We start from the raw sequence: 20,399 nt of genomic DNA on the forward strand, positions 1-20,399 counted from the left end.
GATCCACCAGCTTTGCCAATCAGCTTCACTAATCGGCTAAGCTGGTCACTATTTAAATCGTAGTTATGGGATAGCGATGCTGCTGTCGGGCTTGAGCGCCAGTACATCACAATCGAGCCGGTCTATCACGTGCTCGGCGGTGTTGCCGATGATTGCCGCCGACAAACCGGTGCGACCAATAGTACCGATGACCACCATTTCGGCGTCAATTTGCCCGGCAATGCGCGGGATCACATCTTCGGGCATGCCTTCGATGACATGCACACAGGTACCCGGAATGCCAAATTCGGTGGCTAACACCATCGCCGCATCTTCGTGATGGCTTTTCATGCTGTCGTTGTAATCGGCCGGATTAAATTCCGGGATTTCAATTGCCACATGAATAGGCGTGCCGGGATAGGCATTCACCAGATGCACATCGGCTTGTAGCATCAACGCCAATGCTTTAGCCTGACGAATAATCCGGTTGTTCAGCGCCAGGTGGTGCGGTTGGCTGCTACCGGCGTTAACCGCCGCCAGAATATTGCCTTTCGACGGCCAGGCGTGTTCTTTGACCAGCAGTACCTGACAAGGGCATTTACGCAGAATATGCCAGTCGGTGGGGGTGAAAATCATTGATTTGAGCACGTCGTGGTTATGGGGGCCTTTAATCACTAAATCATAACCATCGTCCGTGACGGCTTTGACCACTGCTTCAAACGGCCGATTGTGCCAGACCACTTTGACATGCACATTGATGCCTTTGGCGCGCGCCGGTTCGACAAGTTCGTTGATCCAGATTTCGCGATCGGTGAGCACGGCCTGGCGCATCGATTCGCGCTCTTCGCCGGATAACATCGTGGTCATTTCGTAGGAAAAATCGTAGATGGATAAAAAGGCCGTGAGTCGGCAAGCGGTGTGTTCCGCCAGTTCAAAGGCTCGATCTAACGCCTTTTGTGTGGGTTGACTGGGGTCGAGCACCACCAGCACGTCCTGATAAGTTGCCATCGTTGTCTCCTTGCGAAAGGCAGTTGTGTGCCTTAAGTGTAGACAACTTACCATGATCTGCTTTTGCAAAACTTAATCTAGCGCAAATCAACGGCAGTCTGAACTCAGGGTATGCTAACAGCCGCCACATTGCCCATACCGGCAACCCGGCTCAGTTCAGCAAAGTCATTGATCACAATCAATTTGCCATCGACATGGATCAGCTCATCTTTGTGAAAACGGCCAAGCAAACGACTGATGGTTTCGACGGTGAGACCAAGATAGTTACCAATTTCACCGCGGGTCATCGTCAACCGGAATTCCTTTTTCGAAAAACCCCGATGGCCAAAGCGTTGCGCCAGATTGGTTAAAAACGCCGCCAGTTTTTGTTCGGCGGTTTTGCGATTGAGCCACAACATCATTTGTTGATCGCCCGAAATATCCTGACTCATCAGCCGCATCAGTTGTTGCCGCAACTTCGGTAACTGATCCAGCAATGGTTCCAGCGTGTGATATGGAATTTCGCAGACCATCGCTGTTTCCAGCGCCTGAGCATAGCTTGGATGCTGCTGATTACCGATAGCGTCAAACCCGATGACATCACCCGGCAGATGAAAACCGGTAATTTGCTCTTCGCCTTGTTCGGTCAGGGTATAGGTTTTAAAAGAACCGGTCCGCACCGCGTACAAGGCTTGCAATGGTTTACCGGCTTCAAACAGATGATCGCCTTTATGCGACGGCCGTTTACGCTGAATAATGTCGTCCAGTTGATCCAGTTCGGCCGTATTGAGAGAAAACGGCAGGCACAGTTGGCTGAAACCACAGTCCTGACAATTAATTGCAGAAGCACTCATAGCGGGAAGTTTCCAATTTGTTGCCAAAATGGCAGGCTGTCAGCTTAAAAAAATAACCTTAATAGTGCAAGGGATATTGTGTGGCAACCATAAGCGAGCAACAACAAGGCGGCGCTATAACGCACCCAAGGCAGGTTTTTCCAGCGCGTTAATGTTGAAGCGGCCTGACCAGCAACCAGCAATGCCGGTAAAGTTCCGACGCCAAAAGCCAGCATCCATAGCGCACCGTCCAACGCGGAACCGCTGGCCAAACTCCAGCTTAGACTGGAATAGACCAGACCACAGGGCAAATAACCCCAGCCCCAACCGTAGGCAAAGGCTTTAGGCAGGGTATCGAGTGGTAACAGCCGCTTGGTGAATGGCTGAATATGCCGCCATAACCGGGATCCCAGCTGCTCGAGACCGGTTAATACACTGGAAATTTTTGCGATATACAGTGCCATCAGTACCAGCATCACACCGGCCAGCAATTGCAATAACTGCCGGGCAATGCCACCAGCGCCCATCGCCTGATAACCGAGCCAGCCGACCAGGCCGCCAAGCAAGGCATAACTGCAGATCCGACCGGCACTTAACGCTAGCTGGAACTGCAAGCGTTGCCAGCGACTTTGCTCGGGCAGCATCATCTGCAAGGCGCTGGCGATCCCACCGCACATTACCAGGCAATGACCGCTGCCTGATAATCCGATAAGTACTGCTGCCAGTATTTCCATCAGCGACGACCGTTAGTGATTTTTCGAAGAAGTGTTGTTGCTGGTGTCGACGTCGACCTCGGCATCGCTAGCGCTAGCGGCAATAGGATCGGTAATGGGATTGGTATGGGTATGAGCATCGACGGGCAGTGAAGGTTCAGCAGCAGCCGGAGCTGGCTTGGTCTGGTTATCAAATAAAATGCTATAAGCTTCTTTGTCCAGATCATCAAATTGGCGCGAACGTACCGCCCAGAAAAACACCCCCAGGCCAATCAGCACAAACAACACTGCGATCGGAATTAATACAAAAATGATGCTCATGCTTTTAATAACCTAAGAGAGTTGGAAACCACCAATAATGAGCTAAACGACATGCCAATCACCGCCACATAAGGCGACACAAAGCCGCAAACCGCCAATGGAATAATCACCAGATTATACCCAACGGCCCACAGTAAATTCTGCCGTACCACTTTTTTTGCTAATTGCGCGCCGGCGATAAGCTCTGCCAACATCGATAAATCGTTGTGCAGCAATACCACATCGGCCTGGTTTTTTGATAAATCCGTGCCGCTATCCAGCGCCACCGACACATGCGCGGCATGAAAGCTGGGGCTGTCGTTAATGCCATCACCAACCATCAGTACAATATCACCGGCGCTAACTGCCTGTTGGATAAACTGCACTTTATCTTCCGGGGTACAGGATTTATGTAAGGTTTCGATGCCAAACTGGCTGGCAATGTCATCAGCTTGCTTAGAACTGTCGCCGGTCAGAATACCAAAGCTTATACCGAGTGTTTGCAGTTGCGGCAGCACTTGCGCTATTTCCGGGCGCACTTCGTCAGCCAGCGCAATGCTCGCCATATGCTGGCCGTCGATGGTACAAAATACTTGCCAGTTGGCGTCGGCAGTTACTTCGCAAAAAGCGGCGTTGCCAATCCGCACTTGCAGTGCCTGTTGTTGATAGTGCCAGATGGCACTAATGCCTGCGCCAACTTGCAAGGTTACTGCTGACAACGACAGCTGACTTTGGCGATAGGGTGTAAAGGCCTTGGCGATTGGGTGTTCGGAATAGGCTTCGATATTGGCGATTAGATCCAGCAACTGGCTTTGGCTAAAGTGATTTTTGCTAAGGAGCGAGGTTGGTAAATCAAGCTGGCGAACACTAAATTTGCCATGGGTCAGGGTGCCGGTTTTATCAAAAAATACTTTGGTTAAATTCGGTAAAAATTCCAGGACCTGCTGATTTTTAATCAGAATGCCTTTGCGATTGAGCCGCGCCAGCGCACAGGTGATGGCTGTGGGTGTTGCCAGGCTGAGCGCGCAAGGGCAGGTGGCGACCAGCACCGATAACGTCACCCAAAAAGCGCGATCGGCATCAATATAAAAATACCAGACAGCGAATGTCCCTGTTGCCACCACCAGTAAGCGCTGCACAAAAAAACGGGCGATTTTGTCGGTTTTTTCCAGCAGCTGCGGTTTTTGATGCAGGGTTTGTTGCTGCAGGCTAATGATTTGGCCAAGTCTGGATTGGGTAAGCCCTTTGTGTACCGCAACAATCAGCACACCGTCATGATTGACGGAACCGGCCAGTACCGGATCGCCGGTTTGTCTGGCAACCGCGCGATATTCACCGGTCAGCATCGACTCATCGACACTGCTGCTGCCACTTTGCACCACGCCATCGGCGGGCATGGTTTCACCGGCTTTGACCAGGATCAAATCACCGGGTTGTAGTCGGCGTGCAGAAGTGGCGGTTGCTTGTTCGCCATCCCATAACCAGGCGGTGACCGGCATAATTTTTAATAAGTTACTGGTGGCGTCACGCGCTTGTTTGCGGGCGCGAAATTCAAAGAATTTGCCCAGTTGCAGCAAAAACACAAACATACAGACCGATTCAAAATACACTTCGCCGCTGTGGCTGATGGTCGCGTACAAGGATGCAAAAAAGGTGTAATACAGTGCCAGTACAATCGGCACATCCATATTCAATTGCCGACTTTGCAGCGCACGCCAGGCACTTTTCGAAAATGGTGCTGCGGCATAGATCATCACCGGCAGGGTGAGCAGTAAGCTGACCCAACGTAAATAACCTTCATACTGTTGTTCGATGCCGGTGTAGTCACCAAAATACAGACCAAAGGCCAGCATCATCACCTGCATACTCATAATGCCGGACACTGCGAGACGTCTTAGATAAGCACGCATTTCGCTTTGATAACTGTGCTCTTCGCTGTCGGTAATAAAAGGACTGGCCTGATAACCCAACTTGCTGATTTTTTGCAGTAAGTCACTGAGTTTGGCTTGCGCCGGATCCCAGCTGATCACGCAGCGCGAAGTGCCGGAATTTACTGACACTCTGCCAACGGCAGGGTGCTGGCGTAGTTGTTTTTCAATCAACCAGGCGCAGGCGGCGCAGCTCATGCCGGTAATGGATAATTCGATTTGTTGTAAGCCATCAATGTTGGCCGACAAGTCGCTTAATACTTCGTCGTTGTCATAGCTGGTTTGATTTTGTAGTTGTTCCGGTACTAACGAAGCTTTGGCGGCAGGGGCGGTGCGAAAGCGGTAATAATCGGCGAGGCCTTGGCTGATAATGGTATCAGCAACTGCCACACAGCCCGGGCAGCAAAAATTGCGCGCCGAGCCTTCAAACGACAACACAAAGTTGCTGCCTTCCGGCACCGCTTCAGCGCAATGAAAACAACGATTTAACATGCAGACCTGTCAGTAGGTTAGTTTGATGGCTTCTGCCTGAGGCAGAATAAAAGTCGCGCGTAATTTCCATTGTTCGGTCGGGTCATCGACCAGCAGATTCCATTTACCGGTCAGTGTTAACGGCAGTTCGGCAATATATAAATTTTCACCGCTGCGTTCTGCCATCACCTCAAAATCCTGCGCGGCCACCGTGTTATGCACAAAACGTAGTTTCAGCTTGGCGTCGAGAATAGGATTAGATTCGAATTTGACGATGGCTTTGTTGGCGGCAATCAGAATGCTGGCTTGTAGGTTACGGCTGGCGGCCTCGCGGTATTTCGCCAGATTCATATTAATGGCTTTACCTTCGGCATAATAGTCGTCAACCACCAGATCCGGGCTTTGTTGGTTCATCAGATAAATCGAGTGCACCGCTTTGAACATGGTGACGACTGGAATGGCGATCAGGATCCAGGGCCAGACTTGTTTATACCAGGGTTTAACTAACATGGTGTTCCTCTTTCTGCCCTGTTTCTGATAACAATAAGCCCCGCTGGCGGGGCTTATTACAGCATACTGCACCGGTACAATTCAGCTGAACTGTACCAGTTTAATCCGATGACTATTTGGTATCGTCCGGACGTGACAACCGATAGACATAAGCGGCGATGACGTGGATTTTATCTTCACCTAAGGTATCTTTAAACGCTGGCATCTGACCGTTACGGCCTTTTAATAAAGACTGTTCGATAGTGCCGGCAGAACCGCCATATAACCAGGTGTTGTCGGTCAGATTAGGTGCGCCAAATGGCAGGTTATGGGCAAGGCTGCCTTTACCGTCTGCGCCGTGACAGGCCGCACACATGCCAAACTTGGCTTTACCTGCTGCAGCGTCGTTGTCGTTGACCTTACGGCCAGACAGACTTAACACATAAGCGGTCATTTCTTTGACGCCTTGCTCGCCTAAAGCTTCGCCCCAGGCTGGCATCGCGGCTTTACGTCCATACAGCAGCGTTTCTTTAATCTTGTCGACAGTACCACCATACAGCCAGTCATTGTCAGTCAGATTTGGGAAACCACGTTGACCACGGGCATCTGAGCCATGGCACTGTGAACAGTTTTGCAGGAATAACCGTTGGCCAACTTTTAAAGCTTCCACGTCATACGCCAGCTCTTCAATCGGACGGCTGGTGTATTTTGCGAACTCTTTACCAAAGGTTTCATTAGCATGCATATATTCGCGGTCCAGCTGTGACGGCGTACCGGCAGCTTTTTGCGCTTCAATCGCCGCTTTTGATTCCGCCAGCGAAGTAATGCCCTGATTCGAGCTGGTCCAGCCTAATAAGCCTTTCCAGTTACCAAGGCCAGGGTAGGCGGCAAAGTAAAACACCGACCAGACGATGGTGGCGTAGAACATGATGGTCCACCACTTCGGCAGTGGGTTATTGATTTCTTCGATGCCATCAAATTCATGACCGGTCGGTTCCCCTTCCGGTACACCAACGTGGTTTGTCAGGTTCCAGGTTAATAACACCGTACACAGTACAATACATGCGATGGTTAAAATAATGATCCAAGCACTCCAAAAGCTACTCATGATCCGACTCCTGTTGTTGTTTTTGTTTGGGCTTTTGTTCATCCGCGAAAATCGCGTTGGCGGCCTGATCAAAATCTGGTTTGCGTTTAATCACAAACAGCCAGATCACCAGGCCGATAAAAGCCGCAAAAATAATCACGGTGTAAAAGCTATGAATGGTTGCAAAGTCCATAAGGCTTACTTCAACGCTGTGCCGAGTGATTGCAGGTAAGCAATCAGGGCTTCCATTTCTTTTTTCCCTTTGACCGCAGCTTCAGCACCGGCGATATCTTCGTCAGTGTAAGGCACGCCAAAAGACCGGAATATTTCGAGCTTCTTCGCCGTTAACTTGCCATCTAATACGTTTTCTTCCAGCCAAGGATAACCGGGCATATTAGATTGCGGTACAACAGAACGTGGATCCATTAAGTGCGCGTAGTGCCAGTCATCGCTGTAACGACCGCCAACCCGGGCTAAATCCGGACCTGTCCGCTTGGAACCCCATAAAAATGGGTGTTCCCAGATACTTTCGCCAGCAACCGAATAGTGACCATAACGCTCAACTTCATGGCGGAATGGACGGATCATCTGGCTGTGGCAGTTGGTACAACCTTCGCGGATGAAAATATCACGGCCTTCCATCTGCAGTGCAGTGTAAGGCTTCAGACCATCCACCGGTGTGGTGGTGTCTTTGATAAACATCAGCGGCGTGATTTCTACCAGGGTACCGAAGCTGATGGCGACAACCGTCAGGATTGCCAGCCAGCCAGCGCTTTTTTCAATTTTTTCATGGTAATTCTTAGACACGATAAGCTCCTTATGCCGCTTCTGGTACCGGCTCTAACACGCCTTCTTTCGCCCGGACAGTTTTGATCACGTTGTATGCCATCACTAACATACCGGTCACCACAAAACAGCCACCAATAAAGCGCATTAAGTAAAACGGATAAGAGGCTTCCAGCGACTGTACAAAGCTGTAAGTCAGGGTGCCGTCAGTGTTCACTGCACGCCACATCATGCCTTGCATAATACCGCTGATCCACATAGCTACGATATAAAGCACGACGCCGGTGGTGTGTAACCAGAAGTGGGTGTTAATCAACTTGATGCTGTACATCCGGCCTTGGCCGAAGACGTTCGGGATCACATGATACAAGGCACCAATTGAAACCATCGCGACCCAGCCTAAAGCGCCAGAGTGCACGTGACCAACGGTCCAGTCAGTGTAATGCGACAGGGCATTTACAGATTTGATCGCCATCATCGGGCCTTCGAACGTCGACATGCCGTAGAAAGACAAAGAAACGATCAGGAAGCGTAAAATCGGGTCAGTTTTCAGCTTATGCCAGGCACCGGACAACGTCATGATACCGTTGATCATACCGCCCCAGCTTGGCACAAATAGAATCACTGACATCACCATACCAACGGACTGGGTCCAATCTGGCAGGGCAGTGTAGTGTAAGTGGTGTGAACCAGCCCAGATATACAGCGCAATCAGCGCCCAGAAGTGCACGACTGACAAACGGTACGAATACACCGGACGACCGGCTTGTTTTGGTACGAAGTAGTACATCATCCCAAGGAAACCCGCGGTGAGCAGGAAACCAACGGCGTTGTGGCCATACCACCACTGCACCATCGCATCCACAGCACCGCCGTAGATAGAATAAGATTTGGTCAGGGAAACTGGGATCACCATGCTGTTGACGATATGCAGTGCAGCAACTGTGATAATGAAACCGCCGTAGAACCAGTTCGCCACATAAATATGGCTGGTGGTACGCTTAATCATGGTACCGAAGAACACCACAGCGTAGCTGATCCAGACGATGGCAATCAGCACGTCGATTGGCCATTCCAGTTCAGCATATTCTTTACTCTGACTGATGCCCTGCGGCAGCGTAATTGCAGCAGCGATAATCACTACTTGCCAGCCGATAAAGGTAAACATCGCCAGTTTTTCAGCGTAGAGCCGGACCTGACAGGTACGCTGAACGACGTAATAAGAAGTCGCGAATAACGCACTGGTACCAAAGGCGAAAATAACCGCATTGGTGTGAAGAGGACGAAGACGGCTATAAGTCAGCCAGGCAGTATCAAAGTTCAGAGCGGGCCAATATAATTGTGCCGCTAGTAAAACACCCACGCTCATGCCAACTATACCCCACAACACCGTTGTGAGAGCAAAGAGGCGGACAACCGTGTAGTTGTAGTCAACATTTAACGATTTGGTCTGGCTCATGTTGAGTTCCGCTGCAGTTTTTTGCAAGTTAGTAAAAATTACACCCTTGGGGGTGACCCTTCTTATAATAGACCGAAAGTTTAGCAAGGTTTTTCTGATATGACCTTGTCTTAGCTATCAATCTTTGGGCGCGATAATACGAGTTTTGCCCCTGAAAAGATAGGCGGACTCACCGGTTTTATGATGTAGAACAAGGTTGCTGCGCAGTTTTTAACCGGTCTGGGCTGTTTTGCGCAGAAAGGTACCGCAGGGTGTACAACATGAAGGAAAGTGGTTTGTTAAAAAGATGTTTTTCGATTGTCGCTATGCTGCTATTCGTTGTTGGGATCGGCGGCTGTGAAGGCAAAAAAGAACCTGCTGCAGCGATTGCTGATTGGCAGATTGCGCTTGGTGATATTCAGCTCACGATTAGCCCTGGTCAAATACCGGTTGAGACATTATTAAGATTGCAATTACGCAGTGAACAACCTTTGCAACTGGTATCGGCAGAAATGACCGGTGTGAGTATGTATATGGGAAAAATTCCGCTGCGTTTTACATTCGATGCCGCGACCGGACTCTGGAGCAGCGACTTTATGTTAGGTGCTTGTTCAGATCCAAAGATGATCTGGCAATTACAACTGCAATTAACTGATAGCAGTGGCACTGTCCGCCAGCTGTCGACGCAATTGCAGTCGAGCTGGCGCTGAGCACGTAAACACCGACGCTTAAATTTGCGGCTGAATGATTTGCACTAAAGCTAACGGCGCCGCCGTAACAGACAACTTTGCCGATTCGACACAAACAAAATCTGACCATTGATCTGCTGGAATATCGGCAGAAGTCGCGGCTTTCGCAGCGGCCGGGTTCCACAATACTGAGGCATCATGGCCTTGTTGGGAAATTTGTACCCTTGTCGTGCTATCAACAAGCATCAACGAATCGGCTGTTGACGGATAGACCCGGTCGATTTCACCAACGAAGTGCAACACATCGCTGCTGCTATGCTGCTGGCTGTCGCTGACTTTGTCGTAAAACTCCAATGGCAGCGGTTGCACTTGCGTCTGCCTGCTATCGGCAACGGTAAAATAACTATGCAGCGCGGCTTGCTGGGCAATTGCGGTGTCGCAACTTAAGGTCAAAGTTAATTGATGATCAAGCCGGATTTGATAACGCAGCGTTACGGTTTCGCTGGTCCAGGGCAGATCATTCACACTGATACTCAATTCAAGCATCACTGCATCGGCGGTGATTTGCTGCTCAGTTATTTGCCAGAATCGGGTGCGGACTAAACCGTGATTCGGCAATTTTAGCGTGGCTAAAGTGGCAGGGGGGATATCGGCAATCAGCCGCGCATCCACTTTACCAAACCAGGGCCAGCAAATCGGTACGCCACCACGAATGGGTTGTTGATTCTGCCAGACCGCTTTGGGCGATAGCCACAACACCGCAGGTTGTTGCTCAGCAGCTGCGTAATGCAACACATGCGCGCCATAACTGCTCACCACCACAGTGGCGCCGGCATGGCGAAGCTGCCAGCAAGGTAAATCAGTCAAATGGCCAAAGCCGGTTATTTCGGTGATCGAGGAAGTCATAGGTTTTGCTCAGCGAAAGTCAAAAATATGCGATAGCCCAAGCTTATCATTAGCTATGGATTTTAAGATCAACAAAGGCGACAGAAGTCGCCTTTGTTGCATAGTGTTCAATAGTGAAAAGTAGCAATCAGCTGTTTTTCATCATTTGCACTGTGTTATCCAGCATCCGGTTACTGAAACCCCATTCATTGTCGTACCAAGCCAGTACTTTGACTAACCGACCGTTGACGCGGGTTTCGGTGGCGTCAAAAATCGATGACATTGGATTGTGATTAAAATCAACAGAGACCAGCGGTAAATCGTTGACAGCAAGGACCTGATTCATCGGGAATTCGGCAGCCGCTTTACGAATGATACTATTTACTTCTTCAACAGTAGTGTTACGACCAGCGATAAAGGTTAAATCGACCAATGACACGTTCAGTACCGGAACCCGCACCGCTAAACCGTCAAATTTACCTTTGAGCTCAGGAACCACCAAACCAACAGCTGCTGCTGCGCCGGTTTTGGTTGGGATCATCGACATCGCCGCCGCACGGGCACGACGCACATCGGTATGATACACGTCACTTAAGCGTTGATCGTTGGTGTACGCATGAATAGTGGTCATCAGACCTGACTCAATGCCCAGCACGTCATTCAGTGGCTTGGCAATCGGTGATAAACAGTTGGTGGTACAAGAAGCATTAGAAATGATGGTCATTTCCGGGGTGATCACATCGTGGTTCACACCGTACACCACAGTCGCGTCAACGCCGCTGGCTGGGGCAGAAATAATGACTTTTTTCGCACCGGCGGTTAAATGCGCGCCAGCACTTGGACGGTCGGTGAACAGGCCGGTACATTCCAGCACCACATCAACCTGCAACTCAGCCCATGGCAAATTGGCCGGGCTACGTTCGCTTAAAGTGCGGATTTCGTCGCCGTTGACGAAAATTGCTTTGTCAGAATGTTCGACTTCAGCCGCAAAAATACCGTGGGCGGTATCGTACTTCAGTAAGTGAGCATTGATGGCGGCATCGCCTAAATCATTAATCGCGACAATTTTAATGTCGTATGACTTCTTGCTTTCATATAAAGCGCGTAAAACATTGCGGCCAATGCGGCCAAAACCATTGATTGCGACACGAATTGTCATGACTCACCCCGGATGTTTGCAAATTGTGTAGTAAACTTACATGTTTTTTGCCATTTTTCAAGCATAAAAAGCTTATGCAATCGTATTTATGTAATTTAATGACATAAAGCCGCATTTAGCCATCGTAACTAATTTATTAAGTCGTATACTGCTGTTTCAGAGCCGGACTGTGCCATTTACACACTCATAAAATAACCGGTAACGACAATATGACGCACCTGATACGGAGCCTTTATGGACAAAACACTTCTCGCTGATTTAATCCGGTTTAATGGCATTGAAACGGCTTTCACCGACGCCTGGGGCAACCCAACCACGGTGGCGGAGCAGGATCAGATTAAATTACTCAAAGCGCTGGGGTTTGATGTCGAAGACGACGCCTTGGCGCAAAGTCAGCTGGAAGAGCGGCAGAAGTTACATTGGCTGGAGCCGATTGACCCGGTGTCCGTACAAAGCCACTCCGCACAAAATGGGACCGGACAATACAATCTGCAGGTGCGGTTGCCGATTGATGAAGTGCATGCAGTGCTCACCGTCACCATCACCACTGAACAAGGTGAGTCACATCAATTTACTTTTAGCGCCATTGATGCTGAGCTCAGCGGTGTGACAGTACTGGACGGCGCTTTAGATCACGAACAAAGCGGTACTGAAATTCAACAATATGATTGGTCATTTCAGGCTGATTTACCCCTTGGCTACCACAAACTGCAATTAGCCGTGGCAGGGGATGAAGATGTCTTCGAACAATCTTTGATCATCACGCCGGACAAGTGTTTTCAGCCGGCAGATTTTAACCAGCAAAAGCAGTGGGGCGTTTCTGTTCAGCTGTATGGTGTCAAGTCTGAAACTAACTGGGGCATTGGTGATTTCGCTGACCTCGCGCGTCTGGTCAGCCATTTAGCCAAACAAGGTGCGGATTTTGTCGGGTTAAACCCAATTCATGCTTTGTATCCAGCGATGCCGGAATCGGCCAGTCCGTATAGCCCTTCTTCTCGTCGCTGGCTCAATCTGATTTATTTAAGTGTGCCGTTGCTGCCGGGTTTTGGCCAGTGTCAACAAACCGCCCATTTAGTACAAGCGCCTGGTTTTGTTGAGAAACTGGCAGCGCAGCGCGCGAAAGACTGGGTTGATTACAGCGGTGTGATGCAGCTGAAGTTACCGGTGCTGAAAACCCTGTTTCACTGGTTTAGCGAGCATCAGCAACAAGTGCCGGAACTTGTAACAGCCTTTGAAAACTTTAAACAGCAGGGCGGTGATAGTCTGCGTCAACTGGCTTTGTATGACGCATTACATCTGCAGTTGATTGCACAGAACCCGGATGCCTGGGGCTGGCCAAACTGGCCTGAGCAATATCGCAGTGCGGACAGCGAAGCGGTCAAAGCTTTTGCTGCTGAACATCAGGACGACATTGAATTTTTCAGTTACCTGCAATTTTGCGCGCAGCAACAGCTGGCGACGGTGCAACAACAAGCCAAAGACTGCGGCATGTTGCTGGGCTTATACCGCGATTTAGCGGTGGGTGTCAGCGAAGCGTCCACCGAAATTTGGGCTAATCCGGATCTGTATTGCCGTAACGCCAGTGTTGGCGCGCCGCCGGATATTCTGGGGCCAAAAGGTCAAAACTGGGGTTTGCCGCCGATGTTGCCGTATCAGTTGTTCCGTCAGGCTTATCGGCCAATGATCGAACTGTTTCGCGCCAATATGCAGGACTCCGGCGCGCTGCGTATCGACCACGTGATGGCGTTGCTGCGGTTGTGGTGGGTACCGAAAGGTGCTAAATCGGCCGGCGAAGGTGCTTATATGTATTATCCGATCATGGATTTACTCGGCATTCTGGCGCTGGAAAGTCAGCGCCAGCAGGCGGTGGTAATCGGCGAAGACCTGGGCACAGTGCCGGATGGTATTTTTGAATTACTGCAACAGTTTGGCATGTATTCGTACCGGATTTTTTTCTTTGAACAAGCTGAAGACGGCGGTTTTATTTCACCGGCGCATTACCCGGTGCAAGCGATGGCAGCGTTGACGACCCATGATATGCCAACGCTCATCGGTTTCTGGCATTGTTCAGACTTAAAATTAGGGTTGGATCTTGGCCTTTACACCGAAGACATTTTGCCAGGGCTATATCAGGACAGGCATAAAGCCAAACAGCAAATTTTGGATTCGCTCCATGGCCATCAAGCGTTGCCAGCAGATTTTGGCCGGGTGATTGACAGCATGGGCATGTCGCGGACCTTAAGTTTTGCCATGCAGCAGCACTTAGCCAAAGGCAGCTGTCAGTTATTGTGTCTGCAACTGGAAGACTGGATGGAAATGACAGAGCCAGTGAATGTACCTGGCACGAGCGAAGAATATCCAAACTGGCGGCGCAAGCTCAGCATGACGCTGGAGCAGCTTGAAGTACAACCGCATATCAATCAACATCTGCAAAATTTGACAGCGAACCGTCGTTCAGGCTTATATTCATAGAAATACCCGTCATCCTTGAAGTCGCAGGGGTGTTGGCCGCGCGATTCTCGCCCCAGTCACATAGGACAACTATGCTCCTGGGGTCGAGAACACTTGCCGCCTACCTGCAACATCAATGATTTAGGGTATTAAAAGCGCCGCGTTACTGCAACGATACAGTTCAAAGGATATGTTATGAGTCTTGCGTTATTGCCTGAAGTCCGTTGTGCCCATCCGTTTGCCTGGTTAGGTTGGCAAAAAGCCGATAAAGGCTTGTTAATTCGGGTGTATTTGCCCAAAGCTACCGCAGTAGAAGTTTTTACTTTCGCCGATGGCTTGCCAATGGGAACGATGGAGGCGCATCCCGAGATCCCGGGTGTATTTGAATTACAGCTGCCGCGCAAACGCAAACCCGAAGCTTATAAATTGCAAGTCAATCATGGCCACTATCAGTTTGAGCTGATTGACCCTTATCTGTTTAAAGACGAAGCTTTTTACGCTGTGCATTACGTCAATCTGCGTCCAGAAAATTTGTACCAGCAACTTGGTGCCCAAATCGTCACTTTGCAGGTGGGTAAAACCCAGCTCAAAGCAACCCGCTTTGCGGTCTATGCGCCACACGCCAGCAGTGTCAGTTTAATTGGCGATATGAATGAGTGGGACGGCCGTTGTCACCCGATGGAGCGCACCGAATGTGGCCATTGGGTATTAGTGGTGCCGCAAATTGCCGCCGGTGTTCGGTACAAGTTTGAAATTAAAGATGCGACCGGTCATTTACTGCCGCACAAATCCGACCCGTTAGCCTTCGCGGCTGAACAGTTCCCATCCCATGCGTCGTTGGTGTTTGATCATAGTAAATATCAATGGCAAGACAGCGCCTGGTCGCAACGCGTCCATCGGCCGTATCGCAGTGCGATGAGCATTTATGAGCTGCATGCCGGTTGCTGGCGCACCCACGCTGACGGTACGCCGTTGACCTATCCGGAACTTGCTGAGCAGTTGATCCCGTACATCAAAGACATGGGTTACACCCATATTGAATTGTTGCCAGTGATGGAACACCCGTATAGCGGCTCCTGGGGTTATCAACCTTTGGGGCTGTTTGCGGCGACCTCGCGTTATGGCACGCCTGACCAATTCAAAGCTTTTGTTGATGCCTGCCATCAGGCCGAGATTGGCGTGATCCTCGATTGGGTACCGGCACATTTCCCGGAAGATGGCCATGGTCTGGCCCGTTTTGACGGCGGCCATTTGTATGAATATGCCGATCCGCGCCGTGGTTGGCATCCAGACTGGAATTCCTGTATTTACGATTATGGCAAAGATTATGTACGGCAGTTTTTAGTCGCCAGTGCGTTGTTCTGGCTGGATCATTTCCATATCGATGGTTTGCGGGTCGATGCTGTGGCCTCGATGCTGTATTTAGATTATTCGCGCGAACATGGCGAATGGATCCCCAATGTCGATGGCGGCAATCATAATTATGAAGCCATCAGCTTACTGAAATGGCTGAACCAGGAAGTGTACGCGCAATTCCCGAAAGCGATGATGATTGCCGAAGAGTCCACCTCATTTAACGGCGTCAGCCGGCCGATTGATGCCGGTGGTCTTGGTTTTGGTTTTAAATGGAATATGGGCTGGATGAATGACAGCCTGCGTTATTTCAGTAAAGATCCGGCCTATCGCAAGTTCCACCACAATGATCTGACATTCTCGATGGTGTATGCCTTTAACGAGAATTTTATTTTGCCGTTGTCGCATGACGAAGTGGTGCACGGTAAAGGCAGTATTCTGAATAAAATGCCGGGTGATGAATGGCAACAAGCCGCTAATTTGCGTGCTTACTACGCCTTTATGTTTGCCCATCCGGGTAAAAAACTGAATTTTATGGGCAATGAATTTGGCCAGGGCACCGAGTGGAATCACAACCAATCTTTACCATGGTTTTTACTGGATTTTGAAAAACACCGGGGAATTCAGCAGCTGTTCCGCGATTTAAACCACACCTATCGTAAATGTACGCCGCTGCATCAACTTGATCACGATCCGGCTGGTTTTCGCTGGATTGACCATCAGGATGCCGATCACAGCACCTTGTCGTTTAAGCGTTATGACTGCCAGGGCGATGCCATTTATGTAGTCAGCAATTTCACACCAGTGCCACGAAACGGTTTTATATTGGCGGTGGAACAGGCTGGTGATTACGAAATTATTCTGAACACTGACAGCAGTTATTACTGGGGCAGTAATTTTGACGTTGGCATGGCGATGGCAGCCCATCAACAGCAAGGTCATGGTAACTGGTTGTTACAGCTTGATTTACCACCATTATCAACTTTGTACCTGAGAAGGCGCGTGCAGGCATGAGTGCAGGTTCGACCGGGAATTCCAACAGTGCTGCTGCTTTGATCAATACGCAAAGTGGCACTTCTGACTCTGCTGCGACAAAATATCTGAGTCTGGTCGGCACCCCGCAGCCAATGGGCCCGCATCTTCGTGGCCATCAACAGTGGAATTTTGCGGTATTTGCGCCTGATGCGACAGCACTATGGTTATGTTTGTATTGTCCGGATACTGAAGAATTGCTGGCTGAATTGCCCTTTATTGGCCGGACCGGCGAAATCTGGCATCTGCTGGTGTGTGGCATCAGCGATGGCACCTTGTATGGTTTAAAAGCCCAGGGGCCACTGTTACCAGAACAAGGCATGGTGTTTGAAGCGGATCGGTTGTTGATTGACCCTTATTGTCGTCAGCTCAACCGCGCTCAGGTGTACAACGAGCGGCTTTATCATAGTCGCAGCCATTATATGATGGCGAAAGGGGTGCTAAAGCCATTGGATTTTGACTGGCAAGGCACGGTAAAACCTTCTATTGCGCGCGAAAAAACCATTATTTATGAAGCCCATGTCAAAGGCATGACTGCACTCCATCCGGATGTACCGCTGCATCACCGCGGCACTTATGTCGGGATGGCGCATCCCAGCGTGGTGCGGCATTTAATGGAACTTGGCATTACCACAGTGCAGTTATTACCGGTTGCAGCTTTTATGAGCGAACCGCGGTTAGAAAAGCTGAAACTCAGTAACTACTGGGGTTACAACCCGGTGAACTTTTTTGCACCGGATCCACGGTATCAGGTGGAAGACGCGGTACTGGAATTTAAACAGCTGGTTCGCACTTACCATCAGCATGGATTGGAAGTGATCCTCGATGTGGTCTTTAACCACAGCGCTGAAGCCGGCGGTTATCACTTGAGTTTTCGCGGCCTCGCTAACCGCCATTATTATCTATTTGAAAACCATGCTGATTTAACTGATTTTCAGCACTACACCAATTACAGCGGCTGCGGTAATACCTTAAATGTGGCACAGCCAATGACGCAAAAACTGGTGCTGGACGCCTTGCGGTATTGGGTGACCGAGATGCAGGTGGATGGTTTCCGCTTTGATTTGGCGGTCACGTTAGCGCGTGAGCATAAAAGATTTAATCCTTATGCGACATTCCTGCAAATCGTGGCGCAGGATCCGGTGTTGTCGACCACCAAGCTTATCGCCGAGCCTTGGGATATTGGCCCTTATGGCTACCAGTTGGGACAATTTCCGGCGTTATGGTCAGAACTAAACGATAAATTCCGTGATTCGATGCGCAGCTTTTGGCGTGGCGATATGGGCACCTTGGGCGAATTTACCACCCGGTTGTTAGGTTCACGTGATATTTTCCAAAAACATCATAAACCGGCCTGCTGTTCAGTGAATTACCTGACTTATCACGACGGTTTCACCTTACAAGACGCCGTGAGCTATCAGCATAAGCATAACTGGTTGAATGGCGAGCAAAACCGCGATGGTCATGATCACAATTTAACGGTGAATTATGGCGTCGAAGGGCCTACCAGTTCAGCAGAAGTGCTGGCAAAACGCTTTTTACACAAACGTAATCTGGTGGCATGTTTGATGCTCAGCCAAGGCATGATCCACTGGCTCGGCGGGGACGAGCTTAGTCATAGTCAACAAGGTAACAACAATGCTTATTGTCAGGACAACGAACTGACCTGGCTGCATTGGAATTTAGATTACCATGCCACCCAGTTTCTGAATTTCGTCAAACAAATGATTCAGTTGCGTCAGCAATATAGCTGCCTGCAGCAGTTGTCGCTGTTGGATGACCAATACCAGAGCCATGGTGATAAACACCAGATTGAATGGTATTTGCCCAGCGGCAAAGTGAAAGCGGAAGCCGACTGGTATGACACGTCCGTCGGGCATTGCATTTTTATCATCCGCAATACCAGCACCCATCATCAGTTGTTGGTCAGTATTAATGCTGGTGGCACTGCAATTGAAATCACTTTGCCATCAAGTCAGTGGCAATGTGTGATGGATACGGCGATTGAACAGGGCTTAACGTCGGTGCTGCATGACCGCAGCCAAAGTTACCAGCAGCAGCCAGGTTCGTTGTCGATATGGCTGGAGCAGGGCGCCTATTAACATTGGGTTGGTTGTAACGCTGCTGCTTCATTTTTTAGCAAGCAGCCGCGAGCGTTTCAACAATGGTCGGAACAGCAACTTCTTTTGCCGGTACAGCTGCCTTCGCGCCCCCTTTTCCAGTATAATCACCGGCATTTTGCCGTACCGGTGTTTCGGAGAAAGCTTGAATGACAGATCTAACAGTACAATGTGATATTGGTTTTGTCGGTGCAGGGGTGATGGGGAAAAATTTAATTCTCAACCTGGCTGACCATGGTTACCGCGTAGCGGCATTTGATCTGGACCACAAAAAGCTTGAATCAGTCATTCAACAAGACCAGGCCGAAAACAACGGCAAAGCGGGTCGGGTGGTCGCCTGTAGTTCTTACACCGAGTTGTTAGCAAAGTTATCCTCCCCGCATTTAATTATCCTGTCTGTACCTGCCGGTCGTCCGGTCGATGATGTGTGTTCCAAACTGATTGATGCCGGCATTAAAGCCGATGACATTATTGTCGACACCGGCAACAGCCTGTGGACCGACACCGTGCGGCGCGAAAAAGATTACGAAGGCAAGTTTATTTTCTTCAGCACCGCAGTGTCTGGCGGCGAAGTTGGCGCCCGTTTTGGCCCTTCGTTAATGCCAAGTGGCGATCCATATGCCTGGACCCGCATTGAACCAGTGTGGCGCGCTATTGCCGCGAAAGTAGACCCTGCAACCAGCCGTCCAATTGAGCGGTTTGAACCCGGTAATCCGGTGACCGAAGGTGAGCCTTGTGCCACTTACATCGGCCCGGGCGGTTCTGGGCATTATGTCAAAATGGTGCACAACGGCATCGAATACGCCGATATGCAGCTGATTTGTGAAGCCTATCAGGTGATGCGCGATGCGCTTGGCATGACAGCGCTGCAAGTTGCTGCGGTATTTAAAGAATGGAATCAGGGCATTTTAAACAGCTACCTGATGGAAATCAGCGCTGAAGTGTTAGCAACCAAAGATTCCGAAACCGGTTTACCGCTGGTGGATGTCATTCTCGATAAAGCCGGTCAAAAAGGCACAGGTTTGTGGACAGCGGTTAGCAGTCTGGAATTAGGTTGCCCGTCGCCAACAATCGCTGAAGCGGTATTTGCCCGTTCAATTTCAACGTTAAAAGAGCAACGTGTCGCCGCTTCAACTTTGTTAGCAGGTCCGGTGCAGGAAAAACCAACCGAAGCCAAGCGCGAACAGATGATCAAACAGCTGCATGACGCTTTGTACTGCGCCAAAATCTGTGTTTATGCGCAAGGTTTTGATTTAATGAAAACCGCCGGTATTGAACACGGTTGGGCGTTGAATTTCGCTGAAATTGCGAAAATCTGGCGTGCAGGTTGTATTATTCGTGCCGTGTTCCTGCAATCGATTACCGATGCTTATGAGCGTAACGACGATCTGGCTAATTTGTTGGTGGACCCGTTTTTCTCAAAACAGATTTCGGTTTATCAGATGAACTGGCGCCGTGCTGTGGCTGACGCTACGTTACTCGGGGTGCCGGTGGCCGCATTAAGTTCGGCGCTCAGCTACTACGATTCGTATCGAACCGCGGTATTACCTGCAAATTTATTGCAGGGCCAGCGCGATTATTTTGGTGCGCACACCTTCGAGCGTACCGACAAGAGCAAAGGCAAAACTTTCCATGTGGACTGGAGCTCGGCTGCACGCACCATGGTTAAAGTGAAATAACCGGCATTTTTTTAACCAGA

17 protein-coding genes are annotated in these 20,399 nt (G+C 49.9%); 5 read left to right on the forward strand and 12 right to left on the reverse strand.

Translation table 11 applies throughout. The features are described from left to right. Positions 1-63: 63 nt before the first annotated feature. The 10 genes from uspE to ccoN all read right to left on the reverse strand — a co-directional run bounded on the left by uspE (position 64) and on the right by ccoN (position 9,032). A complete protein-coding gene (gene uspE / locus EOE67_RS09820) occupies positions 64-987 on the reverse strand; it encodes a universal stress protein UspE (RefSeq protein WP_127698919.1) in 924 nt (307 codons plus the stop codon). 104 nt (positions 988-1,091) lie between these two features. After that, a complete protein-coding gene (fnr, locus tag EOE67_RS09825) occupies positions 1,092-1,820 on the reverse strand; it encodes a fumarate/nitrate reduction transcriptional regulator Fnr (protein WP_127698920.1) in 729 nt (242 codons plus the stop codon). A gap of 44 nt (positions 1,821-1,864) precedes the next feature. Further along, on the reverse strand, positions 1,865-2,533 hold the full coding sequence (locus EOE67_RS09830) for a sulfite exporter TauE/SafE family protein (protein ID WP_127698921.1): 669 nt from the start codon (positions 2,531-2,533) through the stop codon (positions 1,865-1,867). A 12-nt stretch (positions 2,534-2,545) separates the two neighbouring features. Continuing rightward, positions 2,546-2,833, reverse strand: a complete 288-nt coding sequence (ccoS, locus tag EOE67_RS09835) for a cbb3-type cytochrome oxidase assembly protein CcoS (RefSeq protein WP_127698922.1) — start codon at positions 2,831-2,833, stop codon at positions 2,546-2,548. After that, entirely contained in the window at positions 2,830-5,232 is a 2,403-nt protein-coding gene (locus EOE67_RS09840) for a heavy metal translocating P-type ATPase (RefSeq protein ID WP_127698923.1), read from the reverse strand. Before EOE67_RS09840 ends, ccoS begins: the two co-directional genes overlap by 4 nt. 9 nt (positions 5,233-5,241) lie before the next feature. Continuing rightward, a complete protein-coding gene (locus tag EOE67_RS09845) occupies positions 5,242-5,721 on the reverse strand; it encodes a FixH family protein (protein ID WP_127698924.1) in 480 nt (159 codons plus the stop codon). A gap of 112 nt (positions 5,722-5,833) precedes the next feature. Further along, positions 5,834-6,808, reverse strand: coding sequence for a cytochrome-c oxidase, cbb3-type subunit III (gene ccoP / locus EOE67_RS09850; protein WP_127698925.1), 975 nt, complete (start codon positions 6,806-6,808; stop codon positions 5,834-5,836). Then, positions 6,801-6,980 carry a cbb3-type cytochrome oxidase subunit 3 gene (locus EOE67_RS09855; RefSeq protein WP_127698926.1) on the reverse strand — a complete coding sequence of 60 codons (180 nt, stop codon included), beginning with the start codon at positions 6,978-6,980 and terminating at the stop codon, positions 6,801-6,803. Before EOE67_RS09855 ends, ccoP begins: the two co-directional genes overlap by 8 nt. Before the next feature lie 5 nt (positions 6,981-6,985). Next, positions 6,986-7,594: a cytochrome-c oxidase, cbb3-type subunit II gene (gene ccoO, locus EOE67_RS09860; RefSeq protein WP_127698927.1), complete on the reverse strand. Its 609-nt coding sequence runs from the start codon at positions 7,592-7,594 to the stop codon at positions 6,986-6,988. A gap of 10 nt (positions 7,595-7,604) precedes the next feature. Then, on the reverse strand, positions 7,605-9,032 hold the full coding sequence (ccoN, locus tag EOE67_RS09865) for a cytochrome-c oxidase, cbb3-type subunit I (RefSeq protein WP_127698928.1): 1,428 nt from the start codon (positions 9,030-9,032) through the stop codon (positions 7,605-7,607). A gap of 260 nt (positions 9,033-9,292) precedes the next feature. Between ccoN and EOE67_RS09870 the strand changes: the two genes are divergently transcribed. Then, positions 9,293-9,721, forward strand: coding sequence for a hypothetical protein (locus tag EOE67_RS09870; protein ID WP_127698929.1), 429 nt, complete (start codon positions 9,293-9,295; stop codon positions 9,719-9,721). Positions 9,722-9,739: 18 nt separating this feature from the next. On the opposite strand, the gene EOE67_RS09875 is transcribed toward EOE67_RS09870, so the two are convergent. Both EOE67_RS09875 and gap read right to left on the reverse strand, forming a co-directional pair. After that, positions 9,740-10,606, reverse strand: a complete 867-nt coding sequence (locus EOE67_RS09875) for an aldose epimerase family protein (RefSeq protein WP_127698930.1) — start codon at positions 10,604-10,606, stop codon at positions 9,740-9,742. 127 nt (positions 10,607-10,733) lie between these two features. Then, positions 10,734-11,744: a type I glyceraldehyde-3-phosphate dehydrogenase gene (gap, locus tag EOE67_RS09880; RefSeq protein ID WP_127698931.1), complete on the reverse strand. Its 1,011-nt coding sequence runs from the start codon at positions 11,742-11,744 to the stop codon at positions 10,734-10,736. A gap of 234 nt (positions 11,745-11,978) precedes the next feature. Between gap and malQ the strand changes: the two genes are divergently transcribed. The 4 genes from malQ to gndA all read left to right on the forward strand — a co-directional run bounded on the left by malQ (position 11,979) and on the right by gndA (position 20,379). Continuing rightward, a complete protein-coding gene (gene malQ, locus EOE67_RS09885; RefSeq protein ID WP_127698932.1) occupies positions 11,979-14,216 on the forward strand; it encodes a 4-alpha-glucanotransferase in 2,238 nt (745 codons plus the stop codon). A 174-nt stretch (positions 14,217-14,390) separates the two neighbouring features. Continuing rightward, the gene (gene glgB / locus EOE67_RS09890; protein WP_127698933.1) at positions 14,391-16,562 is read left to right on the forward strand and encodes a 1,4-alpha-glucan branching protein GlgB; all 2,172 of its coding nucleotides are present in this window, start codon (positions 14,391-14,393) and stop codon (positions 16,560-16,562) included. Continuing rightward, the gene (gene glgX / locus EOE67_RS09895) at positions 16,559-18,682 is read left to right on the forward strand and encodes a glycogen debranching protein GlgX (RefSeq protein WP_240652776.1); all 2,124 of its coding nucleotides are present in this window, start codon (positions 16,559-16,561) and stop codon (positions 18,680-18,682) included. Before glgB ends, glgX begins: the two co-directional genes overlap by 4 nt. Before the next feature lie 167 nt (positions 18,683-18,849). Further along, complete coding sequence (gene gndA / locus EOE67_RS09900) at positions 18,850-20,379, forward strand: NADP-dependent phosphogluconate dehydrogenase (protein ID WP_127698934.1); 1,530 nt, start codon at positions 18,850-18,852, stop codon at positions 20,377-20,379. Positions 20,380-20,399: the final 20 nt, after the last annotated feature.

The organism is Rheinheimera riviphila (genome assembly GCF_004005945.1).
Taxonomy (GTDB): Bacteria; Pseudomonadota; Gammaproteobacteria; order Enterobacterales; family Alteromonadaceae; genus Pararheinheimera; species Pararheinheimera riviphila.

Excerpts from the sequence above, each read along its gene's own strand:
- uspE (WP_127698919.1), bottom strand. The coding sequence starts at position 987 with ATGGCAACTTATCAGGACGTGCTGGTGGTGCTCGACCCCAGTCAACCC.
- fnr (WP_127698920.1), bottom strand. The coding sequence starts at position 1,820 with ATGAGTGCTTCTGCAATTAATTGTCAGGACTGTGGTTTCAGCCAACTG.
- EOE67_RS09830 (WP_127698921.1), bottom strand. The coding sequence starts at position 2,533 with ATGGAAATACTGGCAGCAGTACTTATCGGATTATCAGGCAGCGGTCAT.
- ccoS (WP_127698922.1), bottom strand. The coding sequence starts at position 2,833 with ATGAGCATCATTTTTGTATTAATTCCGATCGCAGTGTTGTTTGTGCTG.
- EOE67_RS09840 (WP_127698923.1), bottom strand. The coding sequence starts at position 5,232 with ATGTTAAATCGTTGTTTTCATTGCGCTGAAGCGGTGCCGGAAGGCAGC.
- EOE67_RS09845 (WP_127698924.1), bottom strand. The coding sequence starts at position 5,721 with ATGTTAGTTAAACCCTGGTATAAACAAGTCTGGCCCTGGATCCTGATC.
- ccoP (WP_127698925.1), bottom strand. The coding sequence starts at position 6,808 with ATGAGTAGCTTTTGGAGTGCTTGGATCATTATTTTAACCATCGCATGT.
- EOE67_RS09855 (WP_127698926.1), bottom strand. The coding sequence starts at position 6,980 with ATGGACTTTGCAACCATTCATAGCTTTTACACCGTGATTATTTTTGCG.
- ccoN (WP_127698928.1), bottom strand. The coding sequence starts at position 9,032 with ATGAGCCAGACCAAATCGTTAAATGTTGACTACAACTACACGGTTGTC.
- EOE67_RS09870 (WP_127698929.1), top strand. The coding sequence starts at position 9,293 with ATGAAGGAAAGTGGTTTGTTAAAAAGATGTTTTTCGATTGTCGCTATG.
- EOE67_RS09875 (WP_127698930.1), bottom strand. The coding sequence starts at position 10,606 with ATGACTTCCTCGATCACCGAAATAACCGGCTTTGGCCATTTGACTGAT.
- gap (WP_127698931.1), bottom strand. The coding sequence starts at position 11,744 with ATGACAATTCGTGTCGCAATCAATGGTTTTGGCCGCATTGGCCGCAAT.
- malQ (WP_127698932.1), top strand. The coding sequence starts at position 11,979 with ATGGACAAAACACTTCTCGCTGATTTAATCCGGTTTAATGGCATTGAA.
- glgB (WP_127698933.1), top strand. The coding sequence starts at position 14,391 with ATGAGTCTTGCGTTATTGCCTGAAGTCCGTTGTGCCCATCCGTTTGCC.
- glgX (WP_240652776.1), top strand. The coding sequence starts at position 16,559 with ATGAGTGCAGGTTCGACCGGGAATTCCAACAGTGCTGCTGCTTTGATC.
- gndA (WP_127698934.1), top strand. The coding sequence starts at position 18,850 with ATGACAGATCTAACAGTACAATGTGATATTGGTTTTGTCGGTGCAGGG.